The organism is Achromobacter pestifer (assembly GCF_902859625.1).
Classification (GTDB): Bacteria; Pseudomonadota; Gammaproteobacteria; order Burkholderiales; family Burkholderiaceae_B; genus Achromobacter; species Achromobacter pestifer.
The window spans coordinates 1-25,756 of sequence record NZ_CADIJX010000006.1 but is presented as its reverse complement, the minus strand read 5'-3'; the positions used below and the strand labels follow the sequence as shown (position 1 = coordinate 25,756).

General features: G+C 62.9%; 23 protein-coding genes. 15 read left to right on the top strand and 8 right to left on the bottom strand.

What is annotated here, in order from left to right; translation table 11 throughout:
* Positions 1 to 24: 24 nt before the first annotated feature.
* From HV753_RS22005 to HV753_RS21990, 4 genes are all read right to left on the bottom strand, one after another.
* On the bottom strand, positions 25 to 906 hold the full coding sequence (locus HV753_RS22005) for a transporter (protein ID WP_175176718.1): 882 nt from the start codon (positions 904 to 906) through the stop codon (positions 25 to 27).
* A 70-nt stretch (positions 907 to 976) separates the two neighbouring features.
* Positions 977 to 2,491, bottom strand: coding sequence for a phenylacetaldehyde dehydrogenase StyD (gene styD, locus HV753_RS22000; RefSeq protein ID WP_175176717.1), 1,515 nt, complete (start codon positions 2,489 to 2,491; stop codon positions 977 to 979).
* 191 nt (positions 2,492 to 2,682) lie between these two features.
* Complete coding sequence (locus HV753_RS21995) at positions 2,683 to 3,672, bottom strand: quinone oxidoreductase family protein (RefSeq protein WP_175176716.1); 990 nt, start codon at positions 3,670 to 3,672, stop codon at positions 2,683 to 2,685.
* 54 nt (positions 3,673 to 3,726) lie between these two features.
* Positions 3,727 to 4,689, bottom strand: coding sequence for a DMT family transporter (locus HV753_RS21990; RefSeq protein WP_175176715.1), 963 nt, complete (start codon positions 4,687 to 4,689; stop codon positions 3,727 to 3,729).
* A gap of 74 nt (positions 4,690 to 4,763) precedes the next feature.
* On the opposite strand from HV753_RS21990, the gene HV753_RS21985 reads away from it, so the two are divergent.
* From HV753_RS21985 to HV753_RS21965, 5 genes are all read left to right on the top strand, one after another.
* Complete coding sequence (locus HV753_RS21985; protein WP_175176714.1) at positions 4,764 to 5,654, top strand: DMT family transporter; 891 nt, start codon at positions 4,764 to 4,766, stop codon at positions 5,652 to 5,654.
* A 31-nt stretch (positions 5,655 to 5,685) separates the two neighbouring features.
* On the top strand, positions 5,686 to 6,192 hold the full coding sequence (locus HV753_RS21980) for a MarR family winged helix-turn-helix transcriptional regulator (protein ID WP_175176713.1): 507 nt from the start codon (positions 5,686 to 5,688) through the stop codon (positions 6,190 to 6,192).
* Positions 6,193 to 6,298: 106 nt separating this feature from the next.
* Positions 6,299 to 7,762, top strand: coding sequence for an efflux transporter outer membrane subunit (locus tag HV753_RS21975; protein WP_175176712.1), 1,464 nt, complete (start codon positions 6,299 to 6,301; stop codon positions 7,760 to 7,762).
* Positions 7,763 to 7,783: 21 nt separating this feature from the next.
* A complete protein-coding gene (locus HV753_RS21970) occupies positions 7,784 to 8,977 on the top strand; it encodes an HlyD/EmrA/EmrK family protein (RefSeq protein WP_175176711.1) in 1,194 nt (397 codons plus the stop codon).
* The gene (locus HV753_RS21965; RefSeq protein WP_175176710.1) at positions 8,974 to 10,590 is read left to right on the top strand and encodes a DHA2 family efflux MFS transporter permease subunit; all 1,617 of its coding nucleotides are present in this window, start codon (positions 8,974 to 8,976) and stop codon (positions 10,588 to 10,590) included. The genes HV753_RS21970 and HV753_RS21965 overlap by 4 nt, the downstream gene beginning before the upstream one ends.
* A 28-nt stretch (positions 10,591 to 10,618) precedes the next feature.
* Here HV753_RS21965 and HV753_RS21960 read toward each other — a convergent pair whose 3' ends face one another.
* From HV753_RS21960 to HV753_RS21950, 3 genes are all read right to left on the bottom strand, one after another.
* Positions 10,619 to 11,605 (bottom strand): hypothetical protein, encoded by a 987-nt coding sequence (locus tag HV753_RS21960; RefSeq protein ID WP_175176709.1) that lies wholly within the window; start codon positions 11,603 to 11,605, stop codon positions 10,619 to 10,621.
* A 34-nt stretch (positions 11,606 to 11,639) separates the two neighbouring features.
* Positions 11,640 to 12,707 carry a tartrate dehydrogenase gene (locus HV753_RS21955; protein ID WP_175176708.1) on the bottom strand — a complete coding sequence of 356 codons (1,068 nt, stop codon included), beginning with the start codon at positions 12,705 to 12,707 and terminating at the stop codon, positions 11,640 to 11,642.
* Positions 12,708 to 12,830: 123 nt separating this feature from the next.
* Positions 12,831 to 14,357 carry a helicase HerA-like C-terminal domain-containing protein gene (locus tag HV753_RS21950; RefSeq protein ID WP_175176707.1) on the bottom strand — a complete coding sequence of 509 codons (1,527 nt, stop codon included), beginning with the start codon at positions 14,355 to 14,357 and terminating at the stop codon, positions 12,831 to 12,833.
* A 161-nt stretch (positions 14,358 to 14,518) separates the two neighbouring features.
* Here HV753_RS21950 and HV753_RS21945 point away from each other — a divergent pair, with 161 nt between their 5' ends.
* The 7 genes from HV753_RS21945 to HV753_RS21915 all read left to right on the top strand — a co-directional run bounded on the left by HV753_RS21945 (position 14,519) and on the right by HV753_RS21915 (position 19,812).
* A complete protein-coding gene (locus HV753_RS21945; protein ID WP_175176706.1) occupies positions 14,519 to 15,250 on the top strand; it encodes a YebC/PmpR family DNA-binding transcriptional regulator in 732 nt (243 codons plus the stop codon).
* A 125-nt stretch (positions 15,251 to 15,375) separates the two neighbouring features.
* Positions 15,376 to 16,683 (top strand): phosphoribosylamine--glycine ligase, encoded by a 1,308-nt coding sequence (gene purD, locus HV753_RS21940; RefSeq protein ID WP_175176705.1) that lies wholly within the window; start codon positions 15,376 to 15,378, stop codon positions 16,681 to 16,683.
* 13 nt (positions 16,684 to 16,696) lie between these two features.
* On the top strand, positions 16,697 to 17,608 hold the full coding sequence (gene hemF, locus HV753_RS21935; protein ID WP_175176704.1) for an oxygen-dependent coproporphyrinogen oxidase: 912 nt from the start codon (positions 16,697 to 16,699) through the stop codon (positions 17,606 to 17,608).
* The gene (gene nadD / locus HV753_RS21930; protein WP_175176703.1) at positions 17,605 to 18,192 is read left to right on the top strand and encodes a nicotinate (nicotinamide) nucleotide adenylyltransferase; all 588 of its coding nucleotides are present in this window, start codon (positions 17,605 to 17,607) and stop codon (positions 18,190 to 18,192) included. Before hemF ends, nadD begins: the two co-directional genes overlap by 4 nt.
* A gap of 74 nt (positions 18,193 to 18,266) precedes the next feature.
* Entirely contained in the window at positions 18,267 to 18,671 is a 405-nt protein-coding gene (gene rsfS, locus HV753_RS21925; RefSeq protein ID WP_175176702.1) for a ribosome silencing factor, read from the top strand.
* A 9-nt stretch (positions 18,672 to 18,680) separates the two neighbouring features.
* Positions 18,681 to 19,151, top strand: a complete 471-nt coding sequence (gene rlmH, locus HV753_RS21920; protein ID WP_175176701.1) for a 23S rRNA (pseudouridine(1915)-N(3))-methyltransferase RlmH — start codon at positions 18,681 to 18,683, stop codon at positions 19,149 to 19,151.
* A gap of 34 nt (positions 19,152 to 19,185) precedes the next feature.
* Positions 19,186 to 19,812: a Maf family protein gene (locus tag HV753_RS21915; protein ID WP_175176700.1), complete on the top strand. Its 627-nt coding sequence runs from the start codon at positions 19,186 to 19,188 to the stop codon at positions 19,810 to 19,812.
* Between the two features lie 72 nt (positions 19,813 to 19,884).
* Here HV753_RS21915 and HV753_RS21910 read toward each other — a convergent pair whose 3' ends face one another.
* Positions 19,885 to 21,231, bottom strand: coding sequence for a dicarboxylate/amino acid:cation symporter (locus HV753_RS21910; RefSeq protein WP_175176699.1), 1,347 nt, complete (start codon positions 21,229 to 21,231; stop codon positions 19,885 to 19,887).
* Positions 21,232 to 21,527: 296 nt separating this feature from the next.
* Here HV753_RS21910 and HV753_RS21905 point away from each other — a divergent pair, with 296 nt between their 5' ends.
* From HV753_RS21905 to HV753_RS21895, 3 genes are read left to right on the top strand one after another with little or no spacing between them, the layout of a single operon-like run.
* A complete protein-coding gene (locus HV753_RS21905; RefSeq protein ID WP_175176698.1) occupies positions 21,528 to 23,498 on the top strand; it encodes a sensor histidine kinase in 1,971 nt (656 codons plus the stop codon).
* Positions 23,495 to 24,910 carry a sigma-54-dependent transcriptional regulator gene (locus tag HV753_RS21900; protein ID WP_246288353.1) on the top strand — a complete coding sequence of 472 codons (1,416 nt, stop codon included), beginning with the start codon at positions 23,495 to 23,497 and terminating at the stop codon, positions 24,908 to 24,910. Before HV753_RS21905 ends, HV753_RS21900 begins: the two co-directional genes overlap by 4 nt.
* A gap of 20 nt (positions 24,911 to 24,930) precedes the next feature.
* A complete protein-coding gene (locus tag HV753_RS21895) occupies positions 24,931 to 25,506 on the top strand; it encodes a GNAT family N-acetyltransferase (protein ID WP_175176697.1) in 576 nt (191 codons plus the stop codon).
* Positions 25,507 to 25,756 lie beyond the last annotated feature (250 nt).

Here is a 25,756-nt window from a genome sequence, read left to right as displayed (position 1 = left end):
CTGGTCTCATGATCCGATTCCTTCCTAGAACGCATAGACGTAGCGCAGTTGAACGCCACGCATCCGCGGCCCGTTCTCGACCTTCAGGTCGTGGATGTACTGCATCTGAATCTGGTTGGCGTCGTTGATCTGATGAGTGAGCTCGACTGCCAACTGATGGTTGCGCGCCTTTGTCGCGACGGTCTCGCCCGAGGACGTTTCCCGTCCGCCGGTTTCATAGCGATAGCGAATGCCCGTGTAGGTGTCGGCGGTCAGGTTGGTCGATGCCAACGCGAAGAAGCGGAACGACGGGTCCTTCTTCAGTGTCTGCCCATACCAGTCCGTGTTGCGCCCGTAGATCTCCACTTCGGCGATGGCTTCCAGGAAGGTGGATTCGCCCACGCCCTTGACGAACGAGAAGTCCTGGATGGTGGACCAACGGTTCTTGCCCGGCGATACATCGGGCCGAGACCCGTCGTAGCGGCCCACGGGCGCCACGACAAAGGGTTCCCATGCGAACCAGGTCTTCGTCTGCTCATTGTTGTAGAGCCAGATCGCCGAGCCCAGCGTCACGTCGCCGATGCCGGTCTGGTGATCTCCGGGCATACCGGGCAAGTCCAACGAGGTGCGATACATGGGCACGATGAATTCCAGCTGCACCGTCTTGCCGTAGAAATCGCGGTAGTGCATCTGGCGATAGATCAGCGCATTCACGTCCAGCGACGCGCCATCCACCCGCTTGCCTTCCGAATACATCCCGGACGAACGCAAGCCCGCCAGATAGCCCGCGACGATGTTGGTCCCGACAGGCGCCGGTATCCAGTCGCGTGCGCTGGGATCGCCCGCCCACGCCAGCGGAGACGCTCCCGCCCATGCCAGTATCAGCGCAGCGCCCGCCCGGGCGCGGCCATGAGTCTTACTTGCCATGCACTTCCCCTTGGTCTCGCGAACGCACCGCCGCCGGTATCTCCCGGCTTGGCCTGTACGTTCCGACGTTCTAGTACGCGATGCAGACGGACTTCTTCTCCAGGTACATCTCCAGCACGGCGCGGCCATGTTCACGGCCAACGCCAGACTGCTTGAAGCCGCCAAACGGCATGTTGGGATCCAGCATATTGTGGGTATTGACCCAGACGGTGCCGGCGTCAATGCGCGGAATCAGGCGCTGCACGCGCGTCAAGTCGTTGCTCCAGATGCTGGCGCCCAAGCCGAAGGCACTGTCATTGGCCAGGCGCACGGCGTCATCCAGCGTATCGAACGGCTGCGCCACGACGACGGGGCCGAAGATTTCTTCCTGCGCAATGCGAGCGTCCTGGCGCACGTCCGCGAACACGGTGGGCCGAACGAAGTATCCTGCTCCGTCGCCCGCGGCGCCCCCTGCCAACACACGGCCGCCTTCCGATCGGCCAATACCGATGTAGTCCATGACGCGCTGCTGATGCCGGGCCGAAATCAACGGCCCGATCTGCGTGGCCGCATCAAAGCCGGAACCCAGCGTCAGGCTGCCGGCCACGTCGGCCAACCCTTGCACGACCTTGGCGTACAAGCCCTGCTGCACATACAGGCGTGAGCCTGCCGTGCACACCTGCCCCTGGTTGAAGAAGATGGCCGCGGCAGCGCCCTGCACGGCACGATCAACATCGCAATCGTCCAGCACGATCACGGGTGACTTGCCGCCCAGTTCCAATGACACCCGCTTCATGTCGTCCATCGCGGCTCGTCCGATCAGCTTGCCGACCTCGGTGGAACCGGTGAAAGCGATCTTGTCGATGCCAGGGTGCGCCACCAGCGCGGCGCCAGCGGTTTCGCCACGCCCCGTGATCACATTGACGACACCCGGAGGAAAGCCCGCCTCAAGCGCCAATTCCGCCAGCCGCAACGCGGTCAGCGGCGTTTCCTCGGCGGGCTTGAGCACGACGGTGCAGCCTGCGGCCAGTGCGGGCGCGATCTTCCAGACAGCCATCAACAACGGAAAATTCCAGGGGATGATCGCGCCGACCACCCCCACGGGCTGAGCCAGGGTGTAGGCGTTGTATTGCACGCCTGGGGGGAAGGGAATCGACAGGGACAGGGTGTCGCCCGTGATCTTGGTGGCCCATCCGGCCATGTAACGCAGCCATTGCGCTCCGGCGCCGACTTCCAGGCCCTGCGCAATGCCCAATAGTTTGCCGTTGTTCAGCGTTTCCAGCCGCGCCAGTTCGGTGCCGTGCAGTTCCAGCAGATCGGCCAATTTCAGCAACAGACGTTCACGGCCCGCCGGCAGCGTATCGCGCCAGGGCCCCGAGGCGAACGCGCGGCGCGCGGCCTGAACCGCCAAATCCACTTGCGCGGGGCCCGCGTCAGGCTGATGCGCAATGACCTGCCCCGTGGCCGGATCGTAGACGGGGATGGGCTTGCCCTGCCCCTCATGCACCGGCTTGCCGTCGATCAGCATGAACTCCCTGATCGCACCCAGTTCCGGGCGGTCGTTCCCTGCGGGGCCGGCCGCGGTCGAAATGCTTGCTGAAGACATCTGAAGCTCCAACGAAAAGTGTGGAGCCAGAATAGCAACGGCGTTCCCGGCTGGCTTGTCTGGCCGTGCATGGGGATTTGTCATTCTGCGCACGGCGCCATGGCCAAGAAAAAGGCCGGACAAGCCGCGTAGCGCGCCTGCCCGGCCCGTGGCAAGCGCCCGTCAGGACGCCCGCGCGATGGCTACCAGCATTAGTCCAGCATCAGCACCGTGGCACCCGTGGTCTTGCGCGAGGCCAAGGCGGTTTGTGCTTCGCCCACCTGATCCAGGCTGTAGCGCTGGTCGATGCGAACCTTGATCTTCTTCTTCAGCACCAGGTCAAAGACTTCTTCCGACGCGGCTTGCAGCTTTTCCAGCGTGTTCACATGCACACCCAGCGACGGACGGGTCACATACAGGCTGCCCTTCTGGTTCAGCACCGCCAGGTTGACGCCGGCCACGGGGCCGGAGGCGTTGCCGAAGCTGACCATCAGGCCACGCGGCTCGATGCAGTCCAGCGAGGTTTCCCAGGTGTCCTTGCCCACGCCGTCATACACCACCGGCACCTTCTTGCCGCCGGTCAGTTCCAGCACCCGTTCGGCCACGTTTTCGCGCGAGTAGTCGATGGTTTCCCAGGCGCCGTTGGCGCGTGCCAGCTCCGCCTTTTCCGGGCTGGAGACCGTGCCGATCAGCTTCACGCCCAGCGCCTTGGCCCATTGGCAAGCGATCAGGCCCACGCCACCCGCCGCCGCATGGAACAGGATGGTTTCACCGCCTTGCAGACGATAGGTCTGACGGAACAGATACTGCACCGTGAGCCCCTTGAGCATCAGTGCGGCGGCTTCGTCAAAACCGATGCCCTTGGGCACCTTGACGACTTGATTGGCGGGCACGTTGCGCGCCTTGGCGTAGGCGCCGATCGGGCTCTGGCCATAGGCGACGCGGTCGCCCTTCTTCAGATGCTTGACGTCCGCGCCCACGGCGGTGACTTCGCCAGCGGCCTCAAAACCCAGCCCGTGCGGCAACGGATGCGGATACAAGCCCGTGCGGAAATAGATATCGATGAAATTCAGGCCGGCGGCGTGCTGCTCGATCGTGACTTCATTGGCGGCCGGCGGCAGGACTTCCACCTCGACCAGCTTCAGGACTTCGGGACCACCGTGCTGCTCGATACGAATTGCCTTGACGAGATTGCTGGCCATGCTGGCCTCCTTTCATTGGAAATAATGGATGTATTCAACCGAGAAAACCAGACTTCAGCGCGGTGTGGCGGACGCCTGCTTGCGGGCGCCCACGCCCATCAGCGCGAAAACACCCGCCAGCACCAACGCGGTCCCTGCCATCTGCCACACGGTGATGGGCTCATCCAGGAACCACGACGCCAGGAACAACACCGACACCGGCCCCACCATGCCCAGCAGCGACGCCGTGGGCGCGCCAATCAGCGACACCGCCCACATCAGCATGAAGACCGGCACCACCGTGTTCAGCGTGGCATGGATCACGGAATATCCGTAGACCCCGGCCGGTTGAATCAGCATCGACGGTGGGTGAATCACGAAAAACTGGATAAGGCAGGCCACGCACGACACCAACATGGCATAGGCCACCAGGCGCGTTGGCCCGACCCGCTTGATCAGTTCGCCAGAACAAATCAGGTAGACAGAATAGCTTGCCGCCGAGCCAAAAACGAACAAAGACCCTAACAGCACCTCGCCCCCGCCACCAAAGGACAGGTCGTGGGCGAACACCAGCACGACCCCGGCATAAGACAGCACCATGGCCAGCCATTGCCGGCGCTCGACCGGGCGCTTGAACCAGAATGCCGACAAGAGCACAACGAGGGAGGGAGACAGGAAGAGGATCAGGCGCTCCAGGCTGGCCGTGATGTAGCGCAACCCCAGAAAATCGAGAAAACTGGACAAGTAGTAGCCCAGCAGGCCCAGCACGATGACCTGCACGCGCTCTTTGGCCGTCATGACGACGATTTCGCCGCGCGCGGCACGGCGCGACTGATGCCAGGCCACCGCCGCGAAGAACGGCATGGCGAACAGCATGCGAAAGGCAATCAGCGTAACCGCGTCGATGCCGTACCGGTAGGTGAACTTGACGACGATCGCCTTGGCTGAAAACAGCACGGCGCCAAGCGTCGCCATGAGGATTCCGGCCGCACGGCCGGACGGAAGGGAAGACGGCAAAAACCTGGCAAGACGATTCATGCGATGATTTTAGATTCAGTGCAAACCGATTTGCACGCCCATCCTATGCTTTTTGGCATCAAATTTCCCCAAGCATGACCCGACAACGCGCTCTGACCCAAATCCATATTGCCGCCGTGCTATTCGGCCTGACCGGTGTCTTCGGGGAGTTGATACAGGCCACTGCCGCCGTCATCACGCTGGGGCGGGCCGTCTTCGCGGTCATTTCACTGGGCATCTTTGCCCGCATGCGACGCAAGCCTTTGCTGGGCGCCCTGACGCCCGCGCAGTTATTCGTGCTGGTGATCGCCGGTGCCCTGCTCGCCGCACATTGGGTCACGTTCTTCATATCGGTCAAGGTCGGCGGCATCGCCATCGCCACGCTGGGCTTTGCCAGCTTTCCCGCCTTCATCACGCTGTTTGAAGGCCTGATCTTCCGAGAGCGCATCCGGGCGGCCGAGTGGATGTTGCTGGGGCTGGTCACCGCGGGCCTGGTTCTGGTCACGCCATCGTTCGACTTGGCAGACCAAGGCACCATCGGTCTGGCATGGGGGCTGCTGTCGGGCCTGACCTTCGCCTTGCTTGCCCTGAGCAACCGCCGTTCGGCCTCCGGCATGGACCCCATGCAGGTGGCGTGCTGGCAAAACGTCGTGGTGGCGCTGGTCATGATGCCTTTCGCGGTGGGCCAATTGCCCGCCCTGCCCGCCATCGACTGGCTCTGGCTGGCATTGCTGGGCGTGTTCTGCACGGGACTGTCGCACTACCTGTTCGTCTCCAGCCTCACCCGCCTGAACGCGCGCAGCGCGGGCTTGGTGATTGCGCTGGAACCCGTCTACGCCATCGCCTTCGCCTGGGCCTTGTTCAGCCAGCAGCCCACGCCGCGCATGATCGCGGGCGCCGCCCTGATCGTGGCCGCCATCGTCTGGTCGGGCTTGCGCAAAAGCGCGGCGGTGGATACAGGATCCGCCTCAACTCCACAGCCTTGACAATAACTGACTAGGCAGTAAAATTCGGCGCATGAATGCCGAAACTTCCCCTCCGCCGTCCGAATCTCCTGTCCATTACCGTAGCGACAACCGCTGCATGGCAGAAGAGAATGCCGGCTACCTGATCAAGCTTGCTTATCATTCCCTGACCCGGATGCTGGACCAGGAAATGGCCCCGCTGGACCTGACCGCCATGCAATGGCGTCCGCTGGCCATGGTTTTCCTGGGCCGCGCCGACACACCCGCCGAACTGGCCCGGCTGAATGATATGGACACCGGCGCCATGACTCGCGCCCTGGACCGTCTTGAAGCCAAAGGCTTGCTGCGCCGTAATCGCAGCAAGGAAGACCGCCGCGTCGTCAAGATCGAACTGACGGAACTGGGCGAAGCCAAGGCTCGCGAAATCGCGCCGAATATCGCCCGTTCGCTGAACCATCACCTGCGCGGTTTTTCGGCGGACGAAGTCACCCAGCTGATGCATTTCATGCGACGCATGATCGCCAACGGTTCCGCCTCCGGCTCCTCTCCCGAACGCTGACGGCGCTCGCCATCGTCGCCCCACCCCACTGATCTGGGGTTTTATTTGGCATAATATTTGCCTAGGCAAATACAGATTAATCAATTACTTTCAGCAAACAGTCAGGATGAAACGCCTTCTTTCTACCGTATTGGTGCTGGCCCTGAGCGGTTGCGCACTGATGGAACCCGGGCCTGCGCCGGTTGCGGCGCTGGATGAATCCAAATTGGGGCTGATCGGCCAAGACACGGTCTGGCCCAATACGCAATGGTGGCAACGCTACGGGGACAGCCAGCTCAACACGCTGATGGATGAAGCGCTGGCGAACAGCCCGTCCATGAGCGCGGCTCAAGCCCGCTTGGCCAAGGCCAATGCCGCCGTCAGCACGGCGCGCGCGCCGCTGATGCCGCGCGTGGACGCCGATTACTCGCTGAACCGCGAGCACTTGTCATCCGACTATATCTATCCGGCCCCGCTGGGCGGTTCCGTTGTCAGCGACAACCGGCTGGCGCTGGACTTCAGCTACGAGCTGGATTTCTGGGGCAAGAACCGGTCGCGCCTGAAATCCGCGGTATCCGAGCGCGAAGCCGCCGTCGCGGACGCGCAAGCGGCGCGTAACATCCTGGCCAGCGCCACGGTTCGCGCCTATCTCAATCTGCAAAACGCCTTTGCCCAGCGTGACGTGCTCAAGCGCGTGATCGCGCAACGCGCCGACGTGTTGTCCCTGACTCAGGGTCGGTACACCGCCGGCCTGGACACGCAAGTGGAGGTGAAGCAGGCGGAATCGTCGCTTGCGGCCGGTCGCGTGGAATTGACGCAGACGGAGACCACGCTGGCGCAACTGCGCAACCAGGTCGCCGCGCTGACAGGCGCAGGTCCGCAACGTGGCCAATCGCTGGCCGCCGTGAACTTGACCGCCCCCGCAGGCGTCGTGCCGGCTCAAATCCCCCTGGACTTGCTGGGTCACCGCCCTGACGTCGTCGCCTCGCGCTGGCGTGCCGAGGCCGCCCGCAGCGCCATCGATACTGCCCGCGCGGAGTTCTACCCCAACGTCAATCTGACCGCGTTCGTCGGCTTCCAGGCCTTGGGCACCGGCAACCTGCTGGGCGCCGCCGCCCGCACCGCCGGCATCGGCCCCGCCATCACGCTGCCCATCTTCCATGGTGGTGAACTGAACGCCAATCTGGCGGGCCGCCGAGCCGACGCCGATCTGGCCGTGTCGGACTACAACCAGTCGGTGCTGGACGCAGTGCATCAAGTGGCCGACGCGCTGGACGGCTTGCGCTTGCTGCAACAAGAACGGACCCAGCAACACCAGGCCCGCGAAGCGATCGAAGCCGCGTATGACCTGGCCGTCAATCGCTACAAGGCCGGCCTGGGCAACTACATCACCGTGCTCATCGCGCAGACCGGCGTGCTGACCCAAGCCCGCATGGACACCGACCTGCGCATCCGCGCCTATCAGTTGGACGCCAACCTGGCCAACGCGCTGGGCGGCGGTTACGCCCCTGGAGCCGAGCCCGGCGCCCAGCCCCAGGCCGACGCCGCCTCTCAGGCGCCGTCCGCCCCCGCCACGAACCCCATTCATTGAACGCCCCCGGATTCAGACGTCATGAACGCTGCCACTCCCACGACCAATCCCGCCCGTAAACGCCTGCTGCTGCTGGCCACCGGCGTCTTCATTGTTATCGCCATCGCCTACGGCATCTGGTGGGCCTTGTTTGGCGCCCACTTTGAAAGCACCGACGACGCCTATGTCCATGGCAACTTGGTACAGATCACGCCCCAAGTGCCCGGCACCGTCATCGCCATCGAGGCCGACGACACCGAAACCGTCACGGCCGGCCAGGCGCTGGTGCGCCTGGACCCCGCCGACACCGACGTGGCCCTGCAACAGGCCCAGGCCAAATTGGCGCAGATGGTGCGCCAGGTCCGCACCTACTACGTCCAGAATGACGCCCTGGCCGCCGATGTCGATCTGCGCAACGCCGATATCTTGCGCGCCCAGGCCGAACTGACCCGCGCGCAAAGCGACGTCAGCCGTCGCCAGCAACTGGCCAAATCCGGCGGCGTCAGCGGCGAAGAAATCCTGCACGCCGAAGCCGCCTTGAAGTCCGCTCAATCGGGTCTGGCGCAAGCCCGAGCGGCCTTGGCCGCCTCGCGCGCCAAACTGGCCACCAACCAAGCCTTGACGCAAGGCACGACAGTGGCCAATCACCCTGACGTGCTTCAGGCCGCCGCCGGCCTGCGCAACGCCTGGCTGGCGCAGTCGCGCACGGTGCTGCCGGCACCGGTCAGCGGCGTGGTGGCCCGCCGCAGCGTGCAAGTCGGCCAGCGCGTGGCCCCTGGCAATGCGCTGATGACGGTCGTTCCGCTGGATCAGGTCTGGGTGGAAGCCAACTTCAAGGAAGGCCAACTGCGCAAGATGCGCATCGGCCAGCCGGTCAAGATGGTGGCCGACCTGTACGGCAGCTCGGTGACCTATCACGGCAAGATCGCCGGCCTGGATGCCGGCACTGGCAGCGCCTTTGCGCTGCTGCCGGCGCAGAACGCCACCGGCAACTGGATCAAGGTGGTACAGCGCGTGCCCGTGCGTATCGCCCTGGATCCCGAGGACCTGAAGACGCACCCCTTGCGCGTCGGCCTGTCCATGGACGTGGAAGTCGATGTGGGCAAGCAGGAAGGCGAACCGCTGACCCAGGCCGAGCGCAAGGAGCCGGCTTGGTCGACACGCGCATTCGACCCCGCCCACGATGAAGTCGACACCATGATCAGCAAGATCATCCAAGACAATCTGGCATCATGAGCACACCCGCCCAGCCTGCGGGCGCAGGGGCGCCCGCCGCCGAACCCGCCCGGCCACCAGGCACCCATCCGCCGCTGGAAGGTGCGACCCGCATCATCGGGTCCATCGCCCTGTCCACCGCGGTGTTCATGAACGTGCTGGACACCTCGATTGCGAACGTGTCCATTCCCACGATCTCGGGCGACCTGGGCGTGAGCTCCAGCCAGGGCACATGGGTCATCACGTCGTTTGCCGTCGCCAATGCCATCACGGTGCCGCTGACGGGCTGGCTGACCCAACGCTTCGGCCAGGTCCGCCTGTTCCTGATTTCGACGCTGCTGTTCGTGGTGGCTTCATGGCTGTGCGGATTTTCGCCGTCGCTTGAAGCGCTGATCGCCTTCCGCGTGCTGCAAGGCGCGGTGGCCGGCCCGATGATCCCGCTGTCGCAGACGCTGATGCTGGCCAGCTTTCCAAAGTCCAAGGCGGGCATGGCGCTGGCGGTCTGGTCCATGACCACGTTGGTTGCCCCCGTCGCCGGACCACTGCTGGGTGGCTGGATTTCCGACAACTACACGTGGCCCTGGATCTTCTATATCAACGTGCCTGTCGGCCTGCTGGCGGCCTGGATCAGTTGGCGCATCTATGGCAACCGAGAATCCGTGACTCGCAAGCTGCCCATCGACAAGCTGGGCCTGGTGCTGCTGGTTGTGTGGGTCGGCGCCTTGCAGATCATGCTGGACAAGGGTAAGGAACTGGACTGGTTCGCCAGCCCGACCATCATTGCGCTAGCGGCAACCGCCTTCGTGGCCTTCGTCTTCTTCCTGATCTGGGAACTCACCGACGCCCATCCCGTCGTCGACCTGCGCCTGTTCAAGATTCGTAACTTCACGGTCGGCGCACTGACGCTGGCGGTGGCTTACGGCGTGTTCTTCGGCAACGTCGTGCTGTTGCCCCTGTGGCTGCAAAGCAATATGGGCTATACGGCGACCTACGCAGGCTTGGTGACGGCGCCTGTCGGTTTGCTGGCGATTCTGTTGACGCCGCTGGTGGGCAAAATGCTGGCCACGCGCGACCCGCGCCAGATCGTGACCGTGGCCTTCCTGATCTTCGCGCTGGTGTGCTTCATGCGGTCGGGCTTCAACACCCAGACCGATGTGCGCACGCTGATGATTCCAACCATCATCCAAGGGGCGGCGATGGCGGCGTTCTTCGTGCCGCTGACGTCCATCACCCTGTCCAGCATTGAACCGTGGCGCATTCCCGCTGCCTCGGGCTTGTCGAATTTCCTGCGGCTGACGGCAGGCGCGTTTGGCACCTCGATCGCCACGACCCTGTGGGAAAACCGCGCCACCATGCACCATTCGCAACTGACCGAAATTGCCAAACCCGGTCAACAGGCGTTCGACCAAACGTTGAACACCTTGCAGAACGGGTATGGAATGTCGCACCAGCAAGCACTGACCATGGTGGACGGGCTGATCAATGCCCAGGCGTTCACCATGTCCGCGGTAGACGTGTTCTACGCTTCGGCGGTCATCTTCCTGATGCTGACGGGTCTGGTGTGGTTTGCTCGCCCCCGTTCGGCCAAGGCGGGCGGCGGCGGCGCGGCGGAAGCGGCGGCCGGCGCGCACTGACACAACTGCGGTAAAAAAGGGCGCCTGATCAGGCGCCCTTTTGCATGGACGTGCCGTCTTTCAGCAAGACCTGCCAGTCCTTGCGCTCGATGATATCGGGCGACAAGGCACTGATCGGAGACAAGTTGAACACCGACACACCGCGAGCCCGCCAATGCGTGGAGGCAAACCGGAACGACGGTTCGATCAAATGCGCGAACTTGCGTGCCAATCGGCTGGCCTGGGGTTGACCACCCTCGTCATAGAACCGCAGTCCGTGTTGCACGGTCAGGTCCAGTCCGTGCACATACACCTGGCGGGCGCCGCCGGATACCAGCACCTGCAACGCCGCGTAGGCCACCGTATCGGCGTCGAACACGCCCAGTGAGGCATCGAAGCTGTAGCCCAGGCCTTGCTTGGCGTCCAGCAATTGCACATCGGGCGTCGCCGCCGCAATCCGCTTGAGCATGGCCGGAGCGGCGCTCCGCTGATACGCGCGCTCGGAGATCAGTTCAATAATGCAGATCCGGCAACGGATCTGCTCCTGCGGGATGCCCTGCATGATGTAGCGCAACACTTCGGGAAACACGTACAGGGTCAGGTCCCGCCCGACGATTTCGCGCACCAGCTCAATGCGGTCCCGCACGAAATTCTGGTCGATGATGCAGTAGTACTTGAACGGCAAGTCGAATTTGCGCGCTAGCGCGATCGCGCCGTTGACGCCCATCGCCACGCCGATGTCCAACTGGTCGTACGGGATCTGAGCAACGGAGGGGCCGCTCAGGATCAGATGGATCGTTTCGTCCTCGCGGTCGTAGCCTTGCGCCAGGGGGGTAATGGGAAGGGATCGGCCAAACGCCCGGAATCCACAAATCACGCCGGATCGGTCCCGCCATATCCGCACAAATGGCCATAAATGCTGGTTATGCCTTTGCGTGCGCGAACGCAGCAAGCGGAATAGCTTGCGGACAAAGCGGTCGGCCCGTCCTCCGCCCACATGCGAGGCGGAGGAGGAGGAGGAGATTGAATTTTCCATCAACTGCCTGGTTGGCTGTCCTTGCTGAATTCGCTTAGCCGGCCGAGATCAGCGACGCAATCGCGCTGCCCACCTCGACGGTCGAAGCATTGCCCTTCATATCCCGGGTACGGGGACCTTCCGCCAGTACCGTTTCGATCGCTGCCACCACCGCAGCCGATGCCTCGGGATACCCCAGGAAATCAAGCATCAACGCACCACTCCAGATCTGCCCGATCGGGTTGGCGATACCCTTGCCATAAATGTCCGGCGCCGAACCGTGCACGGGCTCGAACAGCGAAGGAAACTTACGCTCTGGATTCAGGTTCGCGGACGGCGCGATCCCAATCGTGCCCGTGCAAGCCGGCCCCAGGTCGGACAGGATGTCCCCGAACAGGTTGGAGGCCACCACCACGTCAAACCAATCGGGATGCTGCACGAAATGCGCGCAGAGGATATCAATGTGATATTTGTCCCAACGCACGTCCGGATAGTTCCCGGCCATCTCGGCCACGCGCTCGTCCCACCATGGCATCGAAATCGAAATACCATTGGACTTGGTGGCAGCAGTCAGATGCTTGCCGCGCTTCTGGGCCAGTTCAAACGCGAACTTCAGCACGCGATCAGCGCCAATGCGCGTGAACACGCTTTCCTGGATGACGACTTCGCGCTCGGTTCCCTCGAACAGGCGGCCACCGCTATTGGAGTATTCCCCCTCGGTGTTCTCGCGCACGATGAAGAAATCGATGTCGCCGGGCTTGCGGTCTGCCAAGGGCGACGGTACGCCGGGCATCAGGCGCACTGGACGCAAATTGATGTATTGATCAAATTCGCGGCGGAATTTGAACAGTGAGCCCCAAAGCGCTTCGTGATCAGGCACCGTGGCGGGCCAGCCGATCGAACCAAAGAATATCGCTTCGTGCTGACCGATCTGCGCCTTCCAATCGTCGGGCATCATCTTGCCGTGCTGGGCGTAGTAGTCGCAGCTCCAGTCAAAGTGATCCCACTGAAACTCAATGCCGAAACGCGCCGCGGCAGCGTCCAGCACTTTCAATCCTTCAGGCACAACCTCCTTGCCAATTCCGTCCCCCGGAATGACCGCAATCTTATGTTTCTTAGCCACCACGTTTCCTTATTTTTCCTTTTATAGACCGCCCAGAATCATAGGCATAAACGGGCACGGCGCAACACCCCCCGTTACAAAACGACGGTATTACATTTTGCGAATTGCAACGCCGCAGAAAGATCAGCGGCGGCTCTTCGAGCCCAGCAATGACCCCAAAATACCTCGGGTCAGTTCCCGAGCGATTGAACGGACGGTGCTTTTGGCCATGGTCTGGACAACACCGTCACGCTTGCCGCCCCGCGGCCCGGTCGAACCGAACAGCACATCATTCAAGCTGCCCATCAGACCGCCCCCCGAGGCTTCGCTTGCCGGCTCGGTTCCCGCCGGCTTGGCCGGGGCCCCCTTGGTCGACGCCTGGTCCACCGGCACCGCGGCGCGACCAGCCAGGACTTCGTACGCCGATTCGCGATCAATGGCCTTTTCGTACTTCGCCGCCATCGGGCTGCCTTGACGCAAAGATTGACGCTCTGCATCGGTCGCCGGGCCGATCCGGCTGGCGGGCGGCACGATATAGGCGCGCTCGGTCGGCATGGGCCGGCCCTTGGCGTCCAGCAGCGACACCAACGCCTCCCCCACCCCCAATTCGGTGATGGCGGCCTCGATATCCAGCCCCGGGTTCGGACGCATCGTCTGGGCCGCCGTCTTGACGGCCTTCTGGTCGCGCGGCGTGAACGCCCGCAAGGCATGCTGGACGCGGTTGCCCAGCTGGCCAAGCACGGTATCGGGGATATCCAACGGATTCTGCGTCACGAAATAGACGCCCACCCCCTTGGATCGGACCAGGCGCACCACCTGCTCGATCTTGTTGAGCAACGCGGGCGGCGCGTCGTTGAACAGCAAGTGGGCCTCGTCAAAGAAGAAAACCAGTTTGGGCTGATCCATGTCACCGACTTCCGGCAGCTTCTCGTACAGATCGGCCAGCAGCCAGAGCAGGAAAATGGCATACAGGCGCGGCGCCTGCATCAGTTTGTCGGCGGCCAGCACATTGACCATGCCATGCCCCTGGGCGTCCGTGCGCATCAGGTCGGCCACGTCCAGCATGGGCTCGCCGAAGAATTTCTCCGCCCCCTGGGACTCCAGAGCCAGCAGTCCACGTTGGATGGCACCGACGCTGGCGGACGAGACATTGCCATAGCGGGTCTTCAATTCGGCCGAACGATCCGCCACGTTCTGAAGCATGGCCCGCAAGTCTTTCAAGTCCAGCAGCAACTGGCCTTCGTCATCCGCAACCTTGAATACCAGGGTCAGCACGCCTTCCTGCGTATCGTTCAGTTCCAGGATGCGGGACAGCAGCAACGGGCCCATATCGGAAATGGTGGCCCGCACCGGCAGCCCTTGCTCGCCGAACACGTCCCACAGCGTAACCGGGCTGGCTCCCCAGGCGGGCTCGGCCAGGCCCAGGCTCTTCAGCCGTTCGGCCAATTTGGGGCTGGCCGTGCCCGCCTGGGAAATACCGGTCAGGTCGCCTTTGACGTCGGCCATGAATACCGGCGTGCCGATGCGGGAAAACGACTCGGCCAGCACCTGCAACGTGACGGTCTTGCCGGTGCCGGTGGCGCCAGTGATGCAACCATGACGGTTGGCCAGAGCAGGCAGCAGCGCCAACTCGGTCTGTGCATTTTTGGCAATGACGATGGGGTTGGGCATGTGCAGCGCTCCGGACCAGGGAATCAGGGGAATGCCCAAGTGTAGAGCCTGCCGCCCGGGTTGTGCGCGTGGCAATAAGGACACAGGCGGCACCGTCCCGGGCGCGCGGGCCGCCGGCACGGTAAAATGCCTTTTTTGCAGACAATTTTCCCTGGGAAGCCATGGCCGGACACAGCAAATGGGCCAATATTCAGCACCGCAAAGGGCGTCAAGACGCCAAACGCGGAAAGCTGTGGACCAAGATCATTCGTGAAATCACCGTGGCGGCGCGCGCCGGCGGCCCCGACCCGGACAGCAACCCGCGCTTGCGCATGGCCTGGGACAAGGCGACCGACGCCAACATGCCCAAGGACAATATCCAGCGGGCCATCCAGCGTGGCGCGGGCGGCGCCGACGGCGATGCCTACGAGGAAGTGCGCTACGAAGGCTACGGCATCGGCGGCGCGGCGGTCATTGTCGATTGCATGACCGACAACCGCACCCGCACGGTGGCCGATGTGCGTCACGCCTTTGCCAAGAACGGCGGCAACCTGGGCCAGGAAGGCTCGGTGGCCTTCATGTTCAAACACTGCGGCCAATTCGTGTTCGCACCCGGCTCGTCCGAAGACAAGGTCATGGAAGCCGCGCTGGACGCGGGCGCCGAAGACGTGACGACGGACGAAGAAGGCGTGATTGAAGTCGTTTGCGCCCCGGCCGACTACGCCACGGTTCGCAAGGCTTTCGACGACGCCGGCCTGAAGGCCGAAGTCGACGGCATCGTCATGAAGGCGCTGAACGAGACCGAACTGGCTGGCGAAGACGCCATCAAGATGCAGAAGCTGCTCGACGCCCTGGAAGCGCTGGATGACGTGCAGGAAGTCTATACCAACGTCATTTTCGACGAATCGCAGTAAATCCCACAGTTTTGGCTTGCCGATGGCCCCGCCGTCGGCAAGCCAGGATGTAAATCGGATCTGGGCCATCCCGGATCCGTTGCCTTCTCCACGGGCTAGAGTGGCAACCTTCAGAATCACGCAACATGAAACTCCTGGTAATTGGCTCGGGCGGCCGCGAACATGCCCTCGCCTGGCGGCTGGCCCGCTCCCCGCGCGTACACAAGGTGTATGTCGCCCCGGGCAACGGCGGCACGCAACGGGCCGAGCAGGTGGAGAACATCGCGTTCACCAATGCCGAGGAACTGGCTGATTTCGTCCAACGCGAGGGCATCGCCCTGACGGTCGTTGGTCCGGAAGCGCCGCTGGCCGCTGGCGTCGTGGATGTTTTCCGCGCGCGCGGCCTGAAGATCTTCGGCCCGACCAAGGCTGCCGCTCAACTGGAAAGCTCGAAGGACTACGCCAAGGCCTTCATGGTCCGGCACCACATCCCGACCGCCCGCTACGAGACCTTCACCGATCCGGCCCTGGCCCACACCTATATCGATAAGGAAGGCGCCCCGATCGTCATCAAGGCCGATGGCCTGGCCGCCGGCAAGGGCGTCGTGGTCGCCGCCACGTTGGAAGAAGCCCACGCCGCCGTCGACGCCATGCTGGGCGACGGCTCGATGGGCGCCGCTGGCGCGCGCGTCGTCATTGAAGAGTGCCTGGTGGGCGAAGAAGCCAGCTTCATCGTCATGTGCGATGGCCGCAACGTGCTGGCGCTGGCCACCAGCCAGGACCACAAGCGCCTGCAAGATGGCGATCAAGGCCCCAATACGGGCGGCATGGGCGCCTATTCGCCCGCCCCGGTCGTCACGCCCGAACTTCATCACCGCATCATGCGCGAAATCATCCTGCCGACCGTGCAGGGCATGGCGCGCGACGGCATTCCTTTCACAGGTTTCCTGTACGCCGGCCTGATGATCGCCCCTGGCGACGATCCCGACCGCGAAATCAAGACGCTGGAATTCAACTGCCGCATGGGCGACCCGGAAACCCAGCCCATCATGATGCGCGTCAAGAGCGACCTGCTGGATGCCTTTGAGCATGCCGTGGAAGGCACGCTGGATCAGGCCGACATCACCTGGGATCGCCGTACGGCCTTGGGCGTGGTGCTGGCTTCGCACAACTACCCCAATACGCCGCGTACCGGCGACGTGATTCGCGGCCTGCCCGCCAGTGCCGAAGACTGCATGGTCTTCCACGCCGCCACGCAGTTGGACGGTGAAGACATCAAGACCACGGGCGGCCGTGTGCTGTGCGTCACCGCGCTGGGCGACTCGGTCAAGATGGCCCGCGACCGTGTGTACGAAGCCATCGACGGCATCCATTTCGATGGCCGCCAGTACCGCACCGACATCGGCTGGCGCGCGCTCAAGCCGTCGCAGCAGAAGTCCAAGTCCAACGCCTAACCGGAAAGCGCAGATGAACGCCTTGCCCGTCGCCACCGTCCGCGACTACTTCACCGGCTTGCAGGCCCGCATCGTCGGCGCCCTGGAAGAAGCGGAAGGCGGCGCCTTCCGCGCCGATGAATGGGTCCGGCCCGAAGGCGGCGGCGGCCTGTCGCGTCTGCTTGAAGGCGGCAAGCTGTTTGAACGGGCGGGAGTGCTGTTCAGCCACGTCAAGGGCACCAAGCTGCCTCCGTCGGCCAGTGCCCACCGCCCAGAGCTTGCCGGGCGCGGCTGGGAAGCCATGGGCGTTTCCATGGTGCTGCACCCGCGCAATCCCTATGTGCCGACCACCCACATGAACGTGCGGATGTTCGTGGCCGCGGCCCGGCCCGGCCACGCCGAATCCGACGTCTTCTGGTTTGGCGGCGGCATCGACCTGACCCCTTACTACCCCTTCGAGGAAGATGCCCGGCACTTCCACACGGTTTGCCGGGATGCGCTGGCGGCGCACGGCGCGGAGTATTACCCGCGCTACAAGCGCTGGTGCGATGACTACTTCTTCCTGAAGCACCGCAATGAAACGCGGGGCATCGGCGGCATTTTCTTCGACGACCTGAATGCCCCGGGATTCGATGCCTCGTTCGCGTTGACCCGTTCCGTCGGCGACGCCTTCCTGTCCAGCTACCTGCCCATCGTTGAACGCCGCCGCGCGCTACCCTACACGGAGCGCGAACGCGATTTCCAGGCCTACCGCCGGGGCCGCTACGTCGAATTCAATCTGGTCTTTGATCGCGGCACGCTTTTCGGGCTGCAATCGGGCGGCCGCACGGAATCGATCCTGCTGTCCATGCCCCCTATGGCGCAGTGGCGGTATGACTGGCAGCCGGAAGCGGGTACCCCCGAAGCCGAGCTCGCCGCCTACCTGACGTCACGGGACTGGATTTGAAACGCATCGGTCTCCTGGGCGGCAGTTTCGACCCCGTCCACGTCGCACACCTTGCCCTGGCGCAAAATGCCATGCAAACCCTGGGCCTGGCGGCCGTGGAACTCATCCCCGCCGCCAATCCTTGGCAGCGCGCGGCCTTGCACGCCACCGGTGAACAGCGTTGCGACATGCTGGAACTGGCCATCTCCGGCCATGACGGCCTGGCGGTCAATCCCATTGAAATCGAACGGGGCGGCGCAACCTACACCATCGACACCTTGCGCGCGCTCCCCCAGGATGCCCGCTATGTCTGGTTGTTGGGCGCGGACCAACTGGCCAATTTCTGCACCTGGCGCAACTGGCGCGACATCGCCAGCCGCGTGGACCTGGCGGTGGCAACCCGCCCCGGCACCCCGTTGACGCCCCCGGCCGAACTGGCTGCATGGCTGGACGAACACGAACACCGCCTGGAAGAACTGCCTTTTGCCCCCATGGCGGTATCCGCCTCCGAGATCCGCCGGCGCCTGGCGGCCGGTGAATCGACCGAAGGCCTGCTGCCCCCCGCTGTCGCCGCTTATATTGCGGCGCACCACCTTTACCGATAAACCCACACCCGCCGGGCGCCCAAAGCGCCACGGAGCCGGCATCCGCCGTCCGTCCGCGGGTTATATTTGCAGCTATGGATATAACGAAACTCCAACGCGCCGTCATCGATGCCCTCGAAGACGTCAAGGCGCAAGACATCAAGGTCTACAACACCACGCATCTGACGAGCTTGTTCGATCGCGTCGTGATTGCCAGCGCCACCTCCAACCGCCAGACCCGTGCCCTCGCTTCCAGCGTGGCAGACCGCGGCCGTGCGCTCGATCTGTCCGGCATCACCATTGAAGGCGAAGACACCGGTGAATGGGTCGTCGTCGACTTGGGCGACATGGTCGTGCACATCATGCAACCGGCCATTCGTCAGTACTACAACCTGGAAGAGATCTGGGGTGGCAAGCCGGTGCGCGTGAAGCTGCTGCCGGAATCGACCCGCGCCGCGCCGATCCCCACCAACAGCGGCTACGACGACGTCGAAAACTGAGTCCTTGCCGTGAAACTGATCGTTGCGGCCGTAGGTACGCGGATGCCGGACTGGGTGGAGACCGCCTGGGCCGACTACGCCAAACGCCTTCCGGCCGACTGCGCGCTGGAACTGCGCGAGATCAAGCCTGAGCCCCGCACCACGGGCAAGACGCCCGCGCAGATGATGGCGGCGGAAGCCAAGCGCCTCGAAGCCGCATTGCCCGCCGGCGCCTTGCGCCTGGCGCTGGACGAACGCGGCCGAGACCTCACGACGATGGCCTTGTCGCAGAAGCTGGAACAATGGCGGGCAGGCGGACAGGACGTCGCCTTCCTGGTCGGCGGCCCGGACGGCCTGGATCCCGATCTGAAGGCCTCGTGCAGCGGCCAGTTGCGCCTATCGTCCTTGACGCTGCCGCACCCGATGGTGCGCGTGGTGCTGGCCGAGCAGCTCTACCGCGCCTGGGCCATCATGACCAACCACCCCTACCATCGCGCCTGACCGCTGGCCGGGCCGGCGCCCACCTTGTTTCCGCATGCCCCAGACAGCTGACCGCGAAGCCTCCCCCGCCCGTCTCTACCTTGCTTCGGCCAGCCCGAGACGACGCGAATTGCTGACCCAGATCGGCTTGGCGCACGACGTCCTGCGCGTACCGGCGCCACCGGGCGAGGACGAACCCCAACATCCTGGCGAAAGTGCAGCCGACTACGTCCAGCGCACCGCGCGCGACAAGGCGCTGCGCGGACGCGACTGGATGCACAGTCAGGCTCTGCCCCACCTGCCGCTGCTGGCGGCCGACACCACGGTCATCCTGGATGGCGCCGTGCTGGGAAAACCTGCTGATCGCGACGACGCCATGCGCATCCTGCGCGCGCTGTCGGGCGTGGCCCACGAAGTCCACACCGCCGTCGCGGTCTGGACGGGCGAACAATTGCTGGAAGCCGTGTCCATCACCCAGGTCCGCATGAGAACGCTCAGCGACGACGAGATTGGCCGCTACTGCGATAGCGGTGAACCCTACGGCAAAGCGGGAGCCTATGGCATCCAGGGACTGGCCGGCACCTTCATCTCCCATATTTCCGGCAGCTATACCGGCGTGATGGGCTTGCCGTTGTATGAAACGTCGAACTTGCTGCGCTCGGCCGGCATCCAGACGCCCTGAATACGCCCAAATGAAAATCCCCCGCAGTCATTCGACCCGGGGGATTTTTCATTGCAGCGTAGCGTTCGCCGATTACGCCGTATGGCTCAGCGCCGTCTGGGGTTCAACAGGCAGCGTCGGCTCGGGAATGGCAGGTGCCTGGCCGTCCAGCGCAGCGTGCAACTGTTCCTGATCCAGCTCGCCTTCCCAGCGGGCAACCACGACTGCGGCGGTCGCATTGCCGACCAGATTGGTCAGTGCGCGGCATTCCGACATGAAACGGTCCACGCCCAGAATCAGCGTCATGCCGGCGATCGGCACGGACGGCACCACCGACAAGGTCGCGGCCAACGTGATGAAGCCGGCGCCCGTCACGCCAGCGGCGCCCTTGGAACTCAACATCGCAACAGCCAGCAGCAGGATCTGATCACCCAACGACAACGGAATATCGCAAGCCTGCGCGATGAACAGCGCGGCCATCGTCATGTAGATATTGGTCCCGTCCAGATTGAACGAGTATCCCGTGGGCACCACCAGGCCGACCACGGACTTCGAGCACCCGGCACGCTCCATCTTCTGCATCAAGGTGGGCAGCGCGGCTTCGGATGAACTCGTGCCCAACACCAGCAGCAGTTCCTCACGGATGTAGCGCACCAGCTTCAGAATCGAAAAGCCGTTGTAGCGTGCCACCAACCCCAGCACCACCACCACGAACAACACCGACGTGGCATAGAACGTACCCACCAGCATCGCCAGATTCACGACCGACTTGATCCCATACTTGCCAATGGTGAACGCCATCGCGCCAAAGGCGCCGATCGGTGCCGCCTTCATCAGAATGGCGACCAGCTTGAAGATCGGCTGAGCCAGCGCCGTCATGAAATTCAGAATGGGCTTGCCGCGTTCCCCCACCATCGCCAGCGCAATGCCGAACAGCACCGCCACGAACAGGACTTGAAGAATATCCCCACCCACGAACGGGCTGAAGATCGTCGTCGGGATGATGTTCATCAGGAAACCAGAGATGGTCGAATCGTGCGCCTTGGCCACGAAACTCGCCACGGCCTTCTCATCCAGCGTCTTGGGATCGATGTGCATCCCGGCACCCGGCTGCACCAGATGGCTGACCAACATGCCAATGATCAAGGCCAGCGTCGAGAAGATCAGGAAATACAGCATGGCCTTGCCTGCCACGCGCCCGACCTTCTTCAGGTCGCTCATGGCAGCGATGCCAGAGGCCACGGTCAAGAAGATCACCGGAGCGATGATCATCTTCACCAGTTTGATGAATGCGTCGCCCAGCGGCTGCATTTGCTGTCCGAGTTCAGGCTTGAACGCACCCAGCAAAATACCCACCACAATGGCGAAGATCACCTGTACATACAGGATTTGATAGAACTTGAGCTTGCGCGCGGGCGCGCCTTGATCCACGTCGATCATTGGGTTTGTCCCCACCAATGCCCCTTGCCCCGGAGCGGCTGAGCGCGGCGGGCGACGGAGCGTTATCTGTTTTATGGCTTTGCGTTATCGCCGCAAGCCCATTTCACCGAGCGTTCGATACCGCCTGGCTTGCATTCGTATATGCAAACGCCGTGCCAAGTCCTGAAGCACCCCAGACACATCCACAAGCCCTTGATAAATAGGGACTTCTTTGGTTTTCTATTCTGTTGAAGCCCCGAAAATCGGCGAAAACCCGCACAAAAAAGGAATAGAATGTGCGGAAACCCGCACAAACCATGCCATTGCCTTCCTCCCCCACCTCCTCGGCCGGCCAAGGCCCAGACCAATCCGCCCAATCGCCGCGCGGCCAGCGCTCGGCAAGCGGGTCTTGGGTATGGCGTGCCGCCATGATCCTGCTGGCCATTGGCATTGTTTTCGGTGTGCTGCACATCGCGACGCAATGGGCACGCGAAGGGGCAATCAAAGCAGCGGCCGCGCAAGCGCGCACCGCAGGCCAGGTCAACGCCGCCCTGCTTCGCAACAATTTGGACAAGTTCAGAGCGTTGCCTTTCGTGTTGACGCGCGACGTCGATATACGGGCAGCGCTGCAAGGCGCCTCCGCCGTGCAGATCGAATCGCTGGACGAAAAGTTCGATACGCTCAGCCGCGGCGTGGGCGCTTCCGCCATCTACCTGCTGGACAAAAAAGGCCTGGCCATCGCCGCGAGCAACTGGCGCGAACCCGCCACCTTTGTCGGCGTGGACTATCAATTCCGGCCTTACTTCCAAGGCTCCGTCGCCAATGGCTCGGCCGAGCACTTCGCATTGGGCACAGTCAGCCACGAGGCCGGCCTGTACCTGTCGCGTCGCATCGACGACACCAATGGCGATTTACTTGGGGTCATCGTGCTGAAGGTGGATTTCCGAGACCTGGAGTCTGACTGGCGCCAATCCAGTGCGCCTATCTTTGTCACCGATGAACATGGTGTCGTCCTGCTGGGCAGCATCCCCGACTGGCGTTTTGATGTCCTGGCACCGCTTGCGCCCGCCTTGGCGCAGAGCTTGCGCACCAGCCTGCAATTCGGCGACGCCCAATTCCAGCCGCTCCCGCTCGCCCCGCCGCTGACTCCCGTCAGCACGGGCCAACTGGTGCGCATCAATACCGCTTTGCCGCCGCTGCCCAAGGGCGCACCCCTGTTGCACACCACGCTGCCCATCGTCGAATCGCCGGGGTGGACGCTGCACCTGCTGTCACCCGTGCAAACGGCGATGAACCAGGCTACTGCCAACGCCCAACTGGGTGCCCTGTTGGCCCAGAGCCTATTGGCCGCCGTCATCGGCATCGTGCTGTATCGGCGGCACCGAGATCGTGAGCGCACGGAACAGCAAGCCGCCATTCAGGCGCAGTTGGCGGGGCTGGTGGACGAACGCACCGCTCAATTACTTGAAGTGAACGAGCACCTGATGGACGAAATGGATGAACGCCAGCGTGCCGAAGCCCGGCTCCACAACATGCAGGATGAACTCGTACAGGCCAGCAAGTTGGCGTTGCTGGGCCAGGTTGCCGCCGGGGTCGCACACGAGATCAATCAACCTGTCGCAGCTATCCGCACTTATGCGGACAATGCATCCGAATTCCTTCGACGCCAGGATGCCGGCTCTGCACAGGAAAACCTGGGCACCATCGCTGCGCTGACCGAACGCATCGGGCATATCACCGGCGAATTACGCGCTTTTTCCCGCAAGGCGGGCGCCTCGGTGGGTCCCACCAGCCTGAAGGAAGCGCTGGAAGGCGCCCTGCTACTGGTCGGCCCTCGCGCGCGCCGTCAGGGGGTCACGCTTCAGCGTCCGCCAGAAAGTCAGGATTTCCTGGTTCGAGCCAACCGCGTCCGGTTGGAACAGGTACTGGTGAATCTGCTGCAAAACTCCCTGGAAGCGCTGGAAGACCAGTTGGATGGCCGAGTCGTCGTTGCACTTCAAGACCTGGGCGCAACGGTGCTGGTGCATGTCAGCGACAACGGTCCAGGCCTGTCGCCTGAAGCCCGGGCGCGTCTGTTCACCCCGTTTCATACAAGCAAGCCGGAAGGCCTGGGCCTGGGGCTCGTCATCTGTCGCGACCTCGTCACCGAGTTCGGCGGCGAACTGCGCGCAGCACATCCCAATGACCCTGGTTTTCCCGCGCCGCACGGCCCGCAACTCGGTGCCATGTTTACCCTGACGCTGCGTAAGGCAGTTCCCAGAAAATCCTCTCTGGCCATCACGCCATGACACGCGCTCCAGAAACGCTTCCTGCCACCTCCGCATCCGCCGAGGAATGGGTTCCCACGCCCATCCAACCTCACGTTGTCTTCATCGACGACGACGAAGAATTGCGGCGGGCAAACCTACAGACGCTCAAGCTGCATGGCATGACGGTGGATGCCCACGCCACCGCTCGTTCGGCCCTGCCTCAGTTGCACCGTGATTTCAACGGTGTCGTGGTGACCGACATCCGCATGCCGGATATCGATGGGCTGCAACTGTTTCATCGTCTGCGCGATATCGATCCCGAGCTTCCCGTCATCCTCATCACGGGACATGGAGATATCGCCACCGCCGTGCAATGCATGCAAGATGGCGCCTACGACTTCCTGGCCAAGCCCTATGCGCCTGACCGGCTTATCACCGCCGTCACGCACGCTGCTGAAAAGCGTCATCTGGTGCTGGAAAACCGGCGTCTGCGGGAAGCCGCCTTTGCGGTGGAAGCCGACGAAGTGCCCTTCATCGGCAGCACGCCGGCCATGCAGCGCATCAAGCAGACACTACGTCATATCGCCGACGCCGATGTCGATGTGCTGGTCGAAGGTGAAACGGGCACCGGCAAGGAAGTGGTAGCCACTGCACTGCACCGCCTCAGCCGCCGCCGGCATCGCGCATTGGTCGCGATCAACTGCGGTGCCCTGCCCGAAAGCGTCATCGAAAGCGAACTCTTTGGACACGAACCGGGTGCCTTCACGGGAGCTCAGAAAAAGCGCATCGGCCGCATCGAACATGCCAGCGGCGGTACCTTGTTCCTGGACGAAATCGAAAGCATGCCGCTGGCCGTGCAGGTCAAACTGCTGCGCGTGCTCGAATCACGCCAGATCACCCCATTGGGCAGCAATGAAGTCCGCAATCTGGATCTGCGTGTCGTTGCTGCCACCAAGGAAGACCTGGGCAGTGCGGCCATTCGTGCCACATTCCGCGAAGACCTGTTCTATCGCTTGAATGTCGTCACGATCCGCATCCCGCCCTTGCGTGAACGCCGGGACGATATCCCGCTACTGTTCGCCCACTATCTCGGTCATGCGTCCCGCCGCTTTCACCGCGACATCCCAGAGATGTCCTCCGCCATCAAGCAGTATGTAATGACACACGATTGGCCCGGCAATGTGCGAGAACTTGCGCATTTTGCCGAGCGCGTGGTCCTTGGCGTGCTGAATGCCCCCTTGGTGGAAGTCCCCGCAGCACAGAAGCAAGCTCAAAGCCTGCCGGAAAGAGTCGAGCACTTTGAAGCGCAGCTGATTCGCGATGCGCTTCAGGCGCACCGAGGCGACATCAAAGCCACCCTGGAATCCTTAGGCATTCCCCGCAAGACGTTCTACGACAAGCTGCAACGCCACGGCATCGACCGCCAGCAATATCTGCACAACCCGTATTGATCCCGCATCGCCACGGCACCATGAACCAGAACCCGCATGTATTGCCAGCAACCGGCCTGACGACAGATCGGTTGCGGCTGATTCCGGCTCAAGTCGTACACGCGGAAAGCGTGCAGGCATATCTGCTGGAAAATCAGACGCACCTGCAACCCTGGGAACCCCTGCGAAATGCAGCGTTCTTCGAGCGCCAAGCAGTCATCGAACGCCTTCATGGCATGGAAGAGCGAAATGCAACGGGCGAAGCCCTGCATCTACTGTTATTCAGCCGTGGAGACGGGCAACTGGCCGGCATCTGCAACTTCACCAACGTCATCCGAGGGGTGTTTCAGGCATGTCATTTGGGCTATTCCATCGCCGAATGGCAGCAAGGACAAGGCCTGATGCACGAAGCATTGACCGCCGCGATTGCCCACGTCTTCCAAGACATGAAGCTGCACCGGATCATGGCCAATTACCAGTCGGACAATACGCGCAGCGCCCACTTGCTGGCCCGCCTGGGCTTCCAGCGTGAAGGTGAGGCCCGATCCTATTTACTGATCAATGGCGCGTGGACAGACCATGTCCTGACCTCGTTGATCAACCCGGCCGATTGTTAAACGCAACCGAAATCTCCGCACCCAAACAAAAACCCCTCGCGGCGTCAGCCGCGAGGGGTTTTCTTCATGGAATTCAATACGAGTAGTCAATAAAGCACTTCATCTGAGATGAAGCACTTCATCTGAGTTCTTCAATTCAGCACTTGGATGGGCACTTCACTATCCGAAGCCCCAAAGACAAAACCCCACAGGATCACCTGTGGGGTTTTGCGGAATAAAAGCCTGACGATGACCTACTTTCACAGACGTC

What these genes read in the sequence shown, in the direction of transcription:
- HV753_RS22005 (WP_175176718.1), bottom strand. Translation starts at nt 906, where the DNA reads ATGGCAAGTAAGACTCATGGCCGCGCCCGGGCGGGCGCTGCGCTGATA.
- styD (WP_175176717.1), bottom strand. Translation starts at nt 2,491, where the DNA reads ATGTCTTCAGCAAGCATTTCGACCGCGGCCGGCCCCGCAGGGAACGAC.
- HV753_RS21995 (WP_175176716.1), bottom strand. Translation starts at nt 3,672, where the DNA reads ATGGCCAGCAATCTCGTCAAGGCAATTCGTATCGAGCAGCACGGTGGT.
- HV753_RS21990 (WP_175176715.1), bottom strand. Translation starts at nt 4,689, where the DNA reads ATGAATCGTCTTGCCAGGTTTTTGCCGTCTTCCCTTCCGTCCGGCCGT.
- HV753_RS21985 (WP_175176714.1), top strand. Translation starts at nt 4,764, where the DNA reads ATGACCCGACAACGCGCTCTGACCCAAATCCATATTGCCGCCGTGCTA.
- HV753_RS21980 (WP_175176713.1), top strand. Translation starts at nt 5,686, where the DNA reads ATGAATGCCGAAACTTCCCCTCCGCCGTCCGAATCTCCTGTCCATTAC.
- HV753_RS21975 (WP_175176712.1), top strand. Translation starts at nt 6,299, where the DNA reads ATGAAACGCCTTCTTTCTACCGTATTGGTGCTGGCCCTGAGCGGTTGC.
- HV753_RS21970 (WP_175176711.1), top strand. Translation starts at nt 7,784, where the DNA reads ATGAACGCTGCCACTCCCACGACCAATCCCGCCCGTAAACGCCTGCTG.
- HV753_RS21965 (WP_175176710.1), top strand. Translation starts at nt 8,974, where the DNA reads ATGAGCACACCCGCCCAGCCTGCGGGCGCAGGGGCGCCCGCCGCCGAA.
- HV753_RS21960 (WP_175176709.1), bottom strand. Translation starts at nt 11,605, where the DNA reads ATGGAAAATTCAATCTCCTCCTCCTCCTCCGCCTCGCATGTGGGCGGA.
- HV753_RS21950 (WP_175176707.1), bottom strand. Translation starts at nt 14,357, where the DNA reads ATGCCCAACCCCATCGTCATTGCCAAAAATGCACAGACCGAGTTGGCG.
- HV753_RS21945 (WP_175176706.1), top strand. Translation starts at nt 14,519, where the DNA reads ATGGCCGGACACAGCAAATGGGCCAATATTCAGCACCGCAAAGGGCGT.
- purD (WP_175176705.1), top strand. Translation starts at nt 15,376, where the DNA reads ATGAAACTCCTGGTAATTGGCTCGGGCGGCCGCGAACATGCCCTCGCC.
- hemF (WP_175176704.1), top strand. Translation starts at nt 16,697, where the DNA reads ATGAACGCCTTGCCCGTCGCCACCGTCCGCGACTACTTCACCGGCTTG.
- rsfS (WP_175176702.1), top strand. Translation starts at nt 18,267, where the DNA reads ATGGATATAACGAAACTCCAACGCGCCGTCATCGATGCCCTCGAAGAC.
- HV753_RS21915 (WP_175176700.1), top strand. Translation starts at nt 19,186, where the DNA reads ATGCCCCAGACAGCTGACCGCGAAGCCTCCCCCGCCCGTCTCTACCTT.
- HV753_RS21910 (WP_175176699.1), bottom strand. Translation starts at nt 21,231, where the DNA reads ATGATCGACGTGGATCAAGGCGCGCCCGCGCGCAAGCTCAAGTTCTAT.
- HV753_RS21905 (WP_175176698.1), top strand. Translation starts at nt 21,528, where the DNA reads ATGCCATTGCCTTCCTCCCCCACCTCCTCGGCCGGCCAAGGCCCAGAC.
- HV753_RS21900 (WP_246288353.1), top strand. Translation starts at nt 23,495, where the DNA reads ATGACACGCGCTCCAGAAACGCTTCCTGCCACCTCCGCATCCGCCGAG.
- HV753_RS21895 (WP_175176697.1), top strand. Translation starts at nt 24,931, where the DNA reads ATGAACCAGAACCCGCATGTATTGCCAGCAACCGGCCTGACGACAGAT.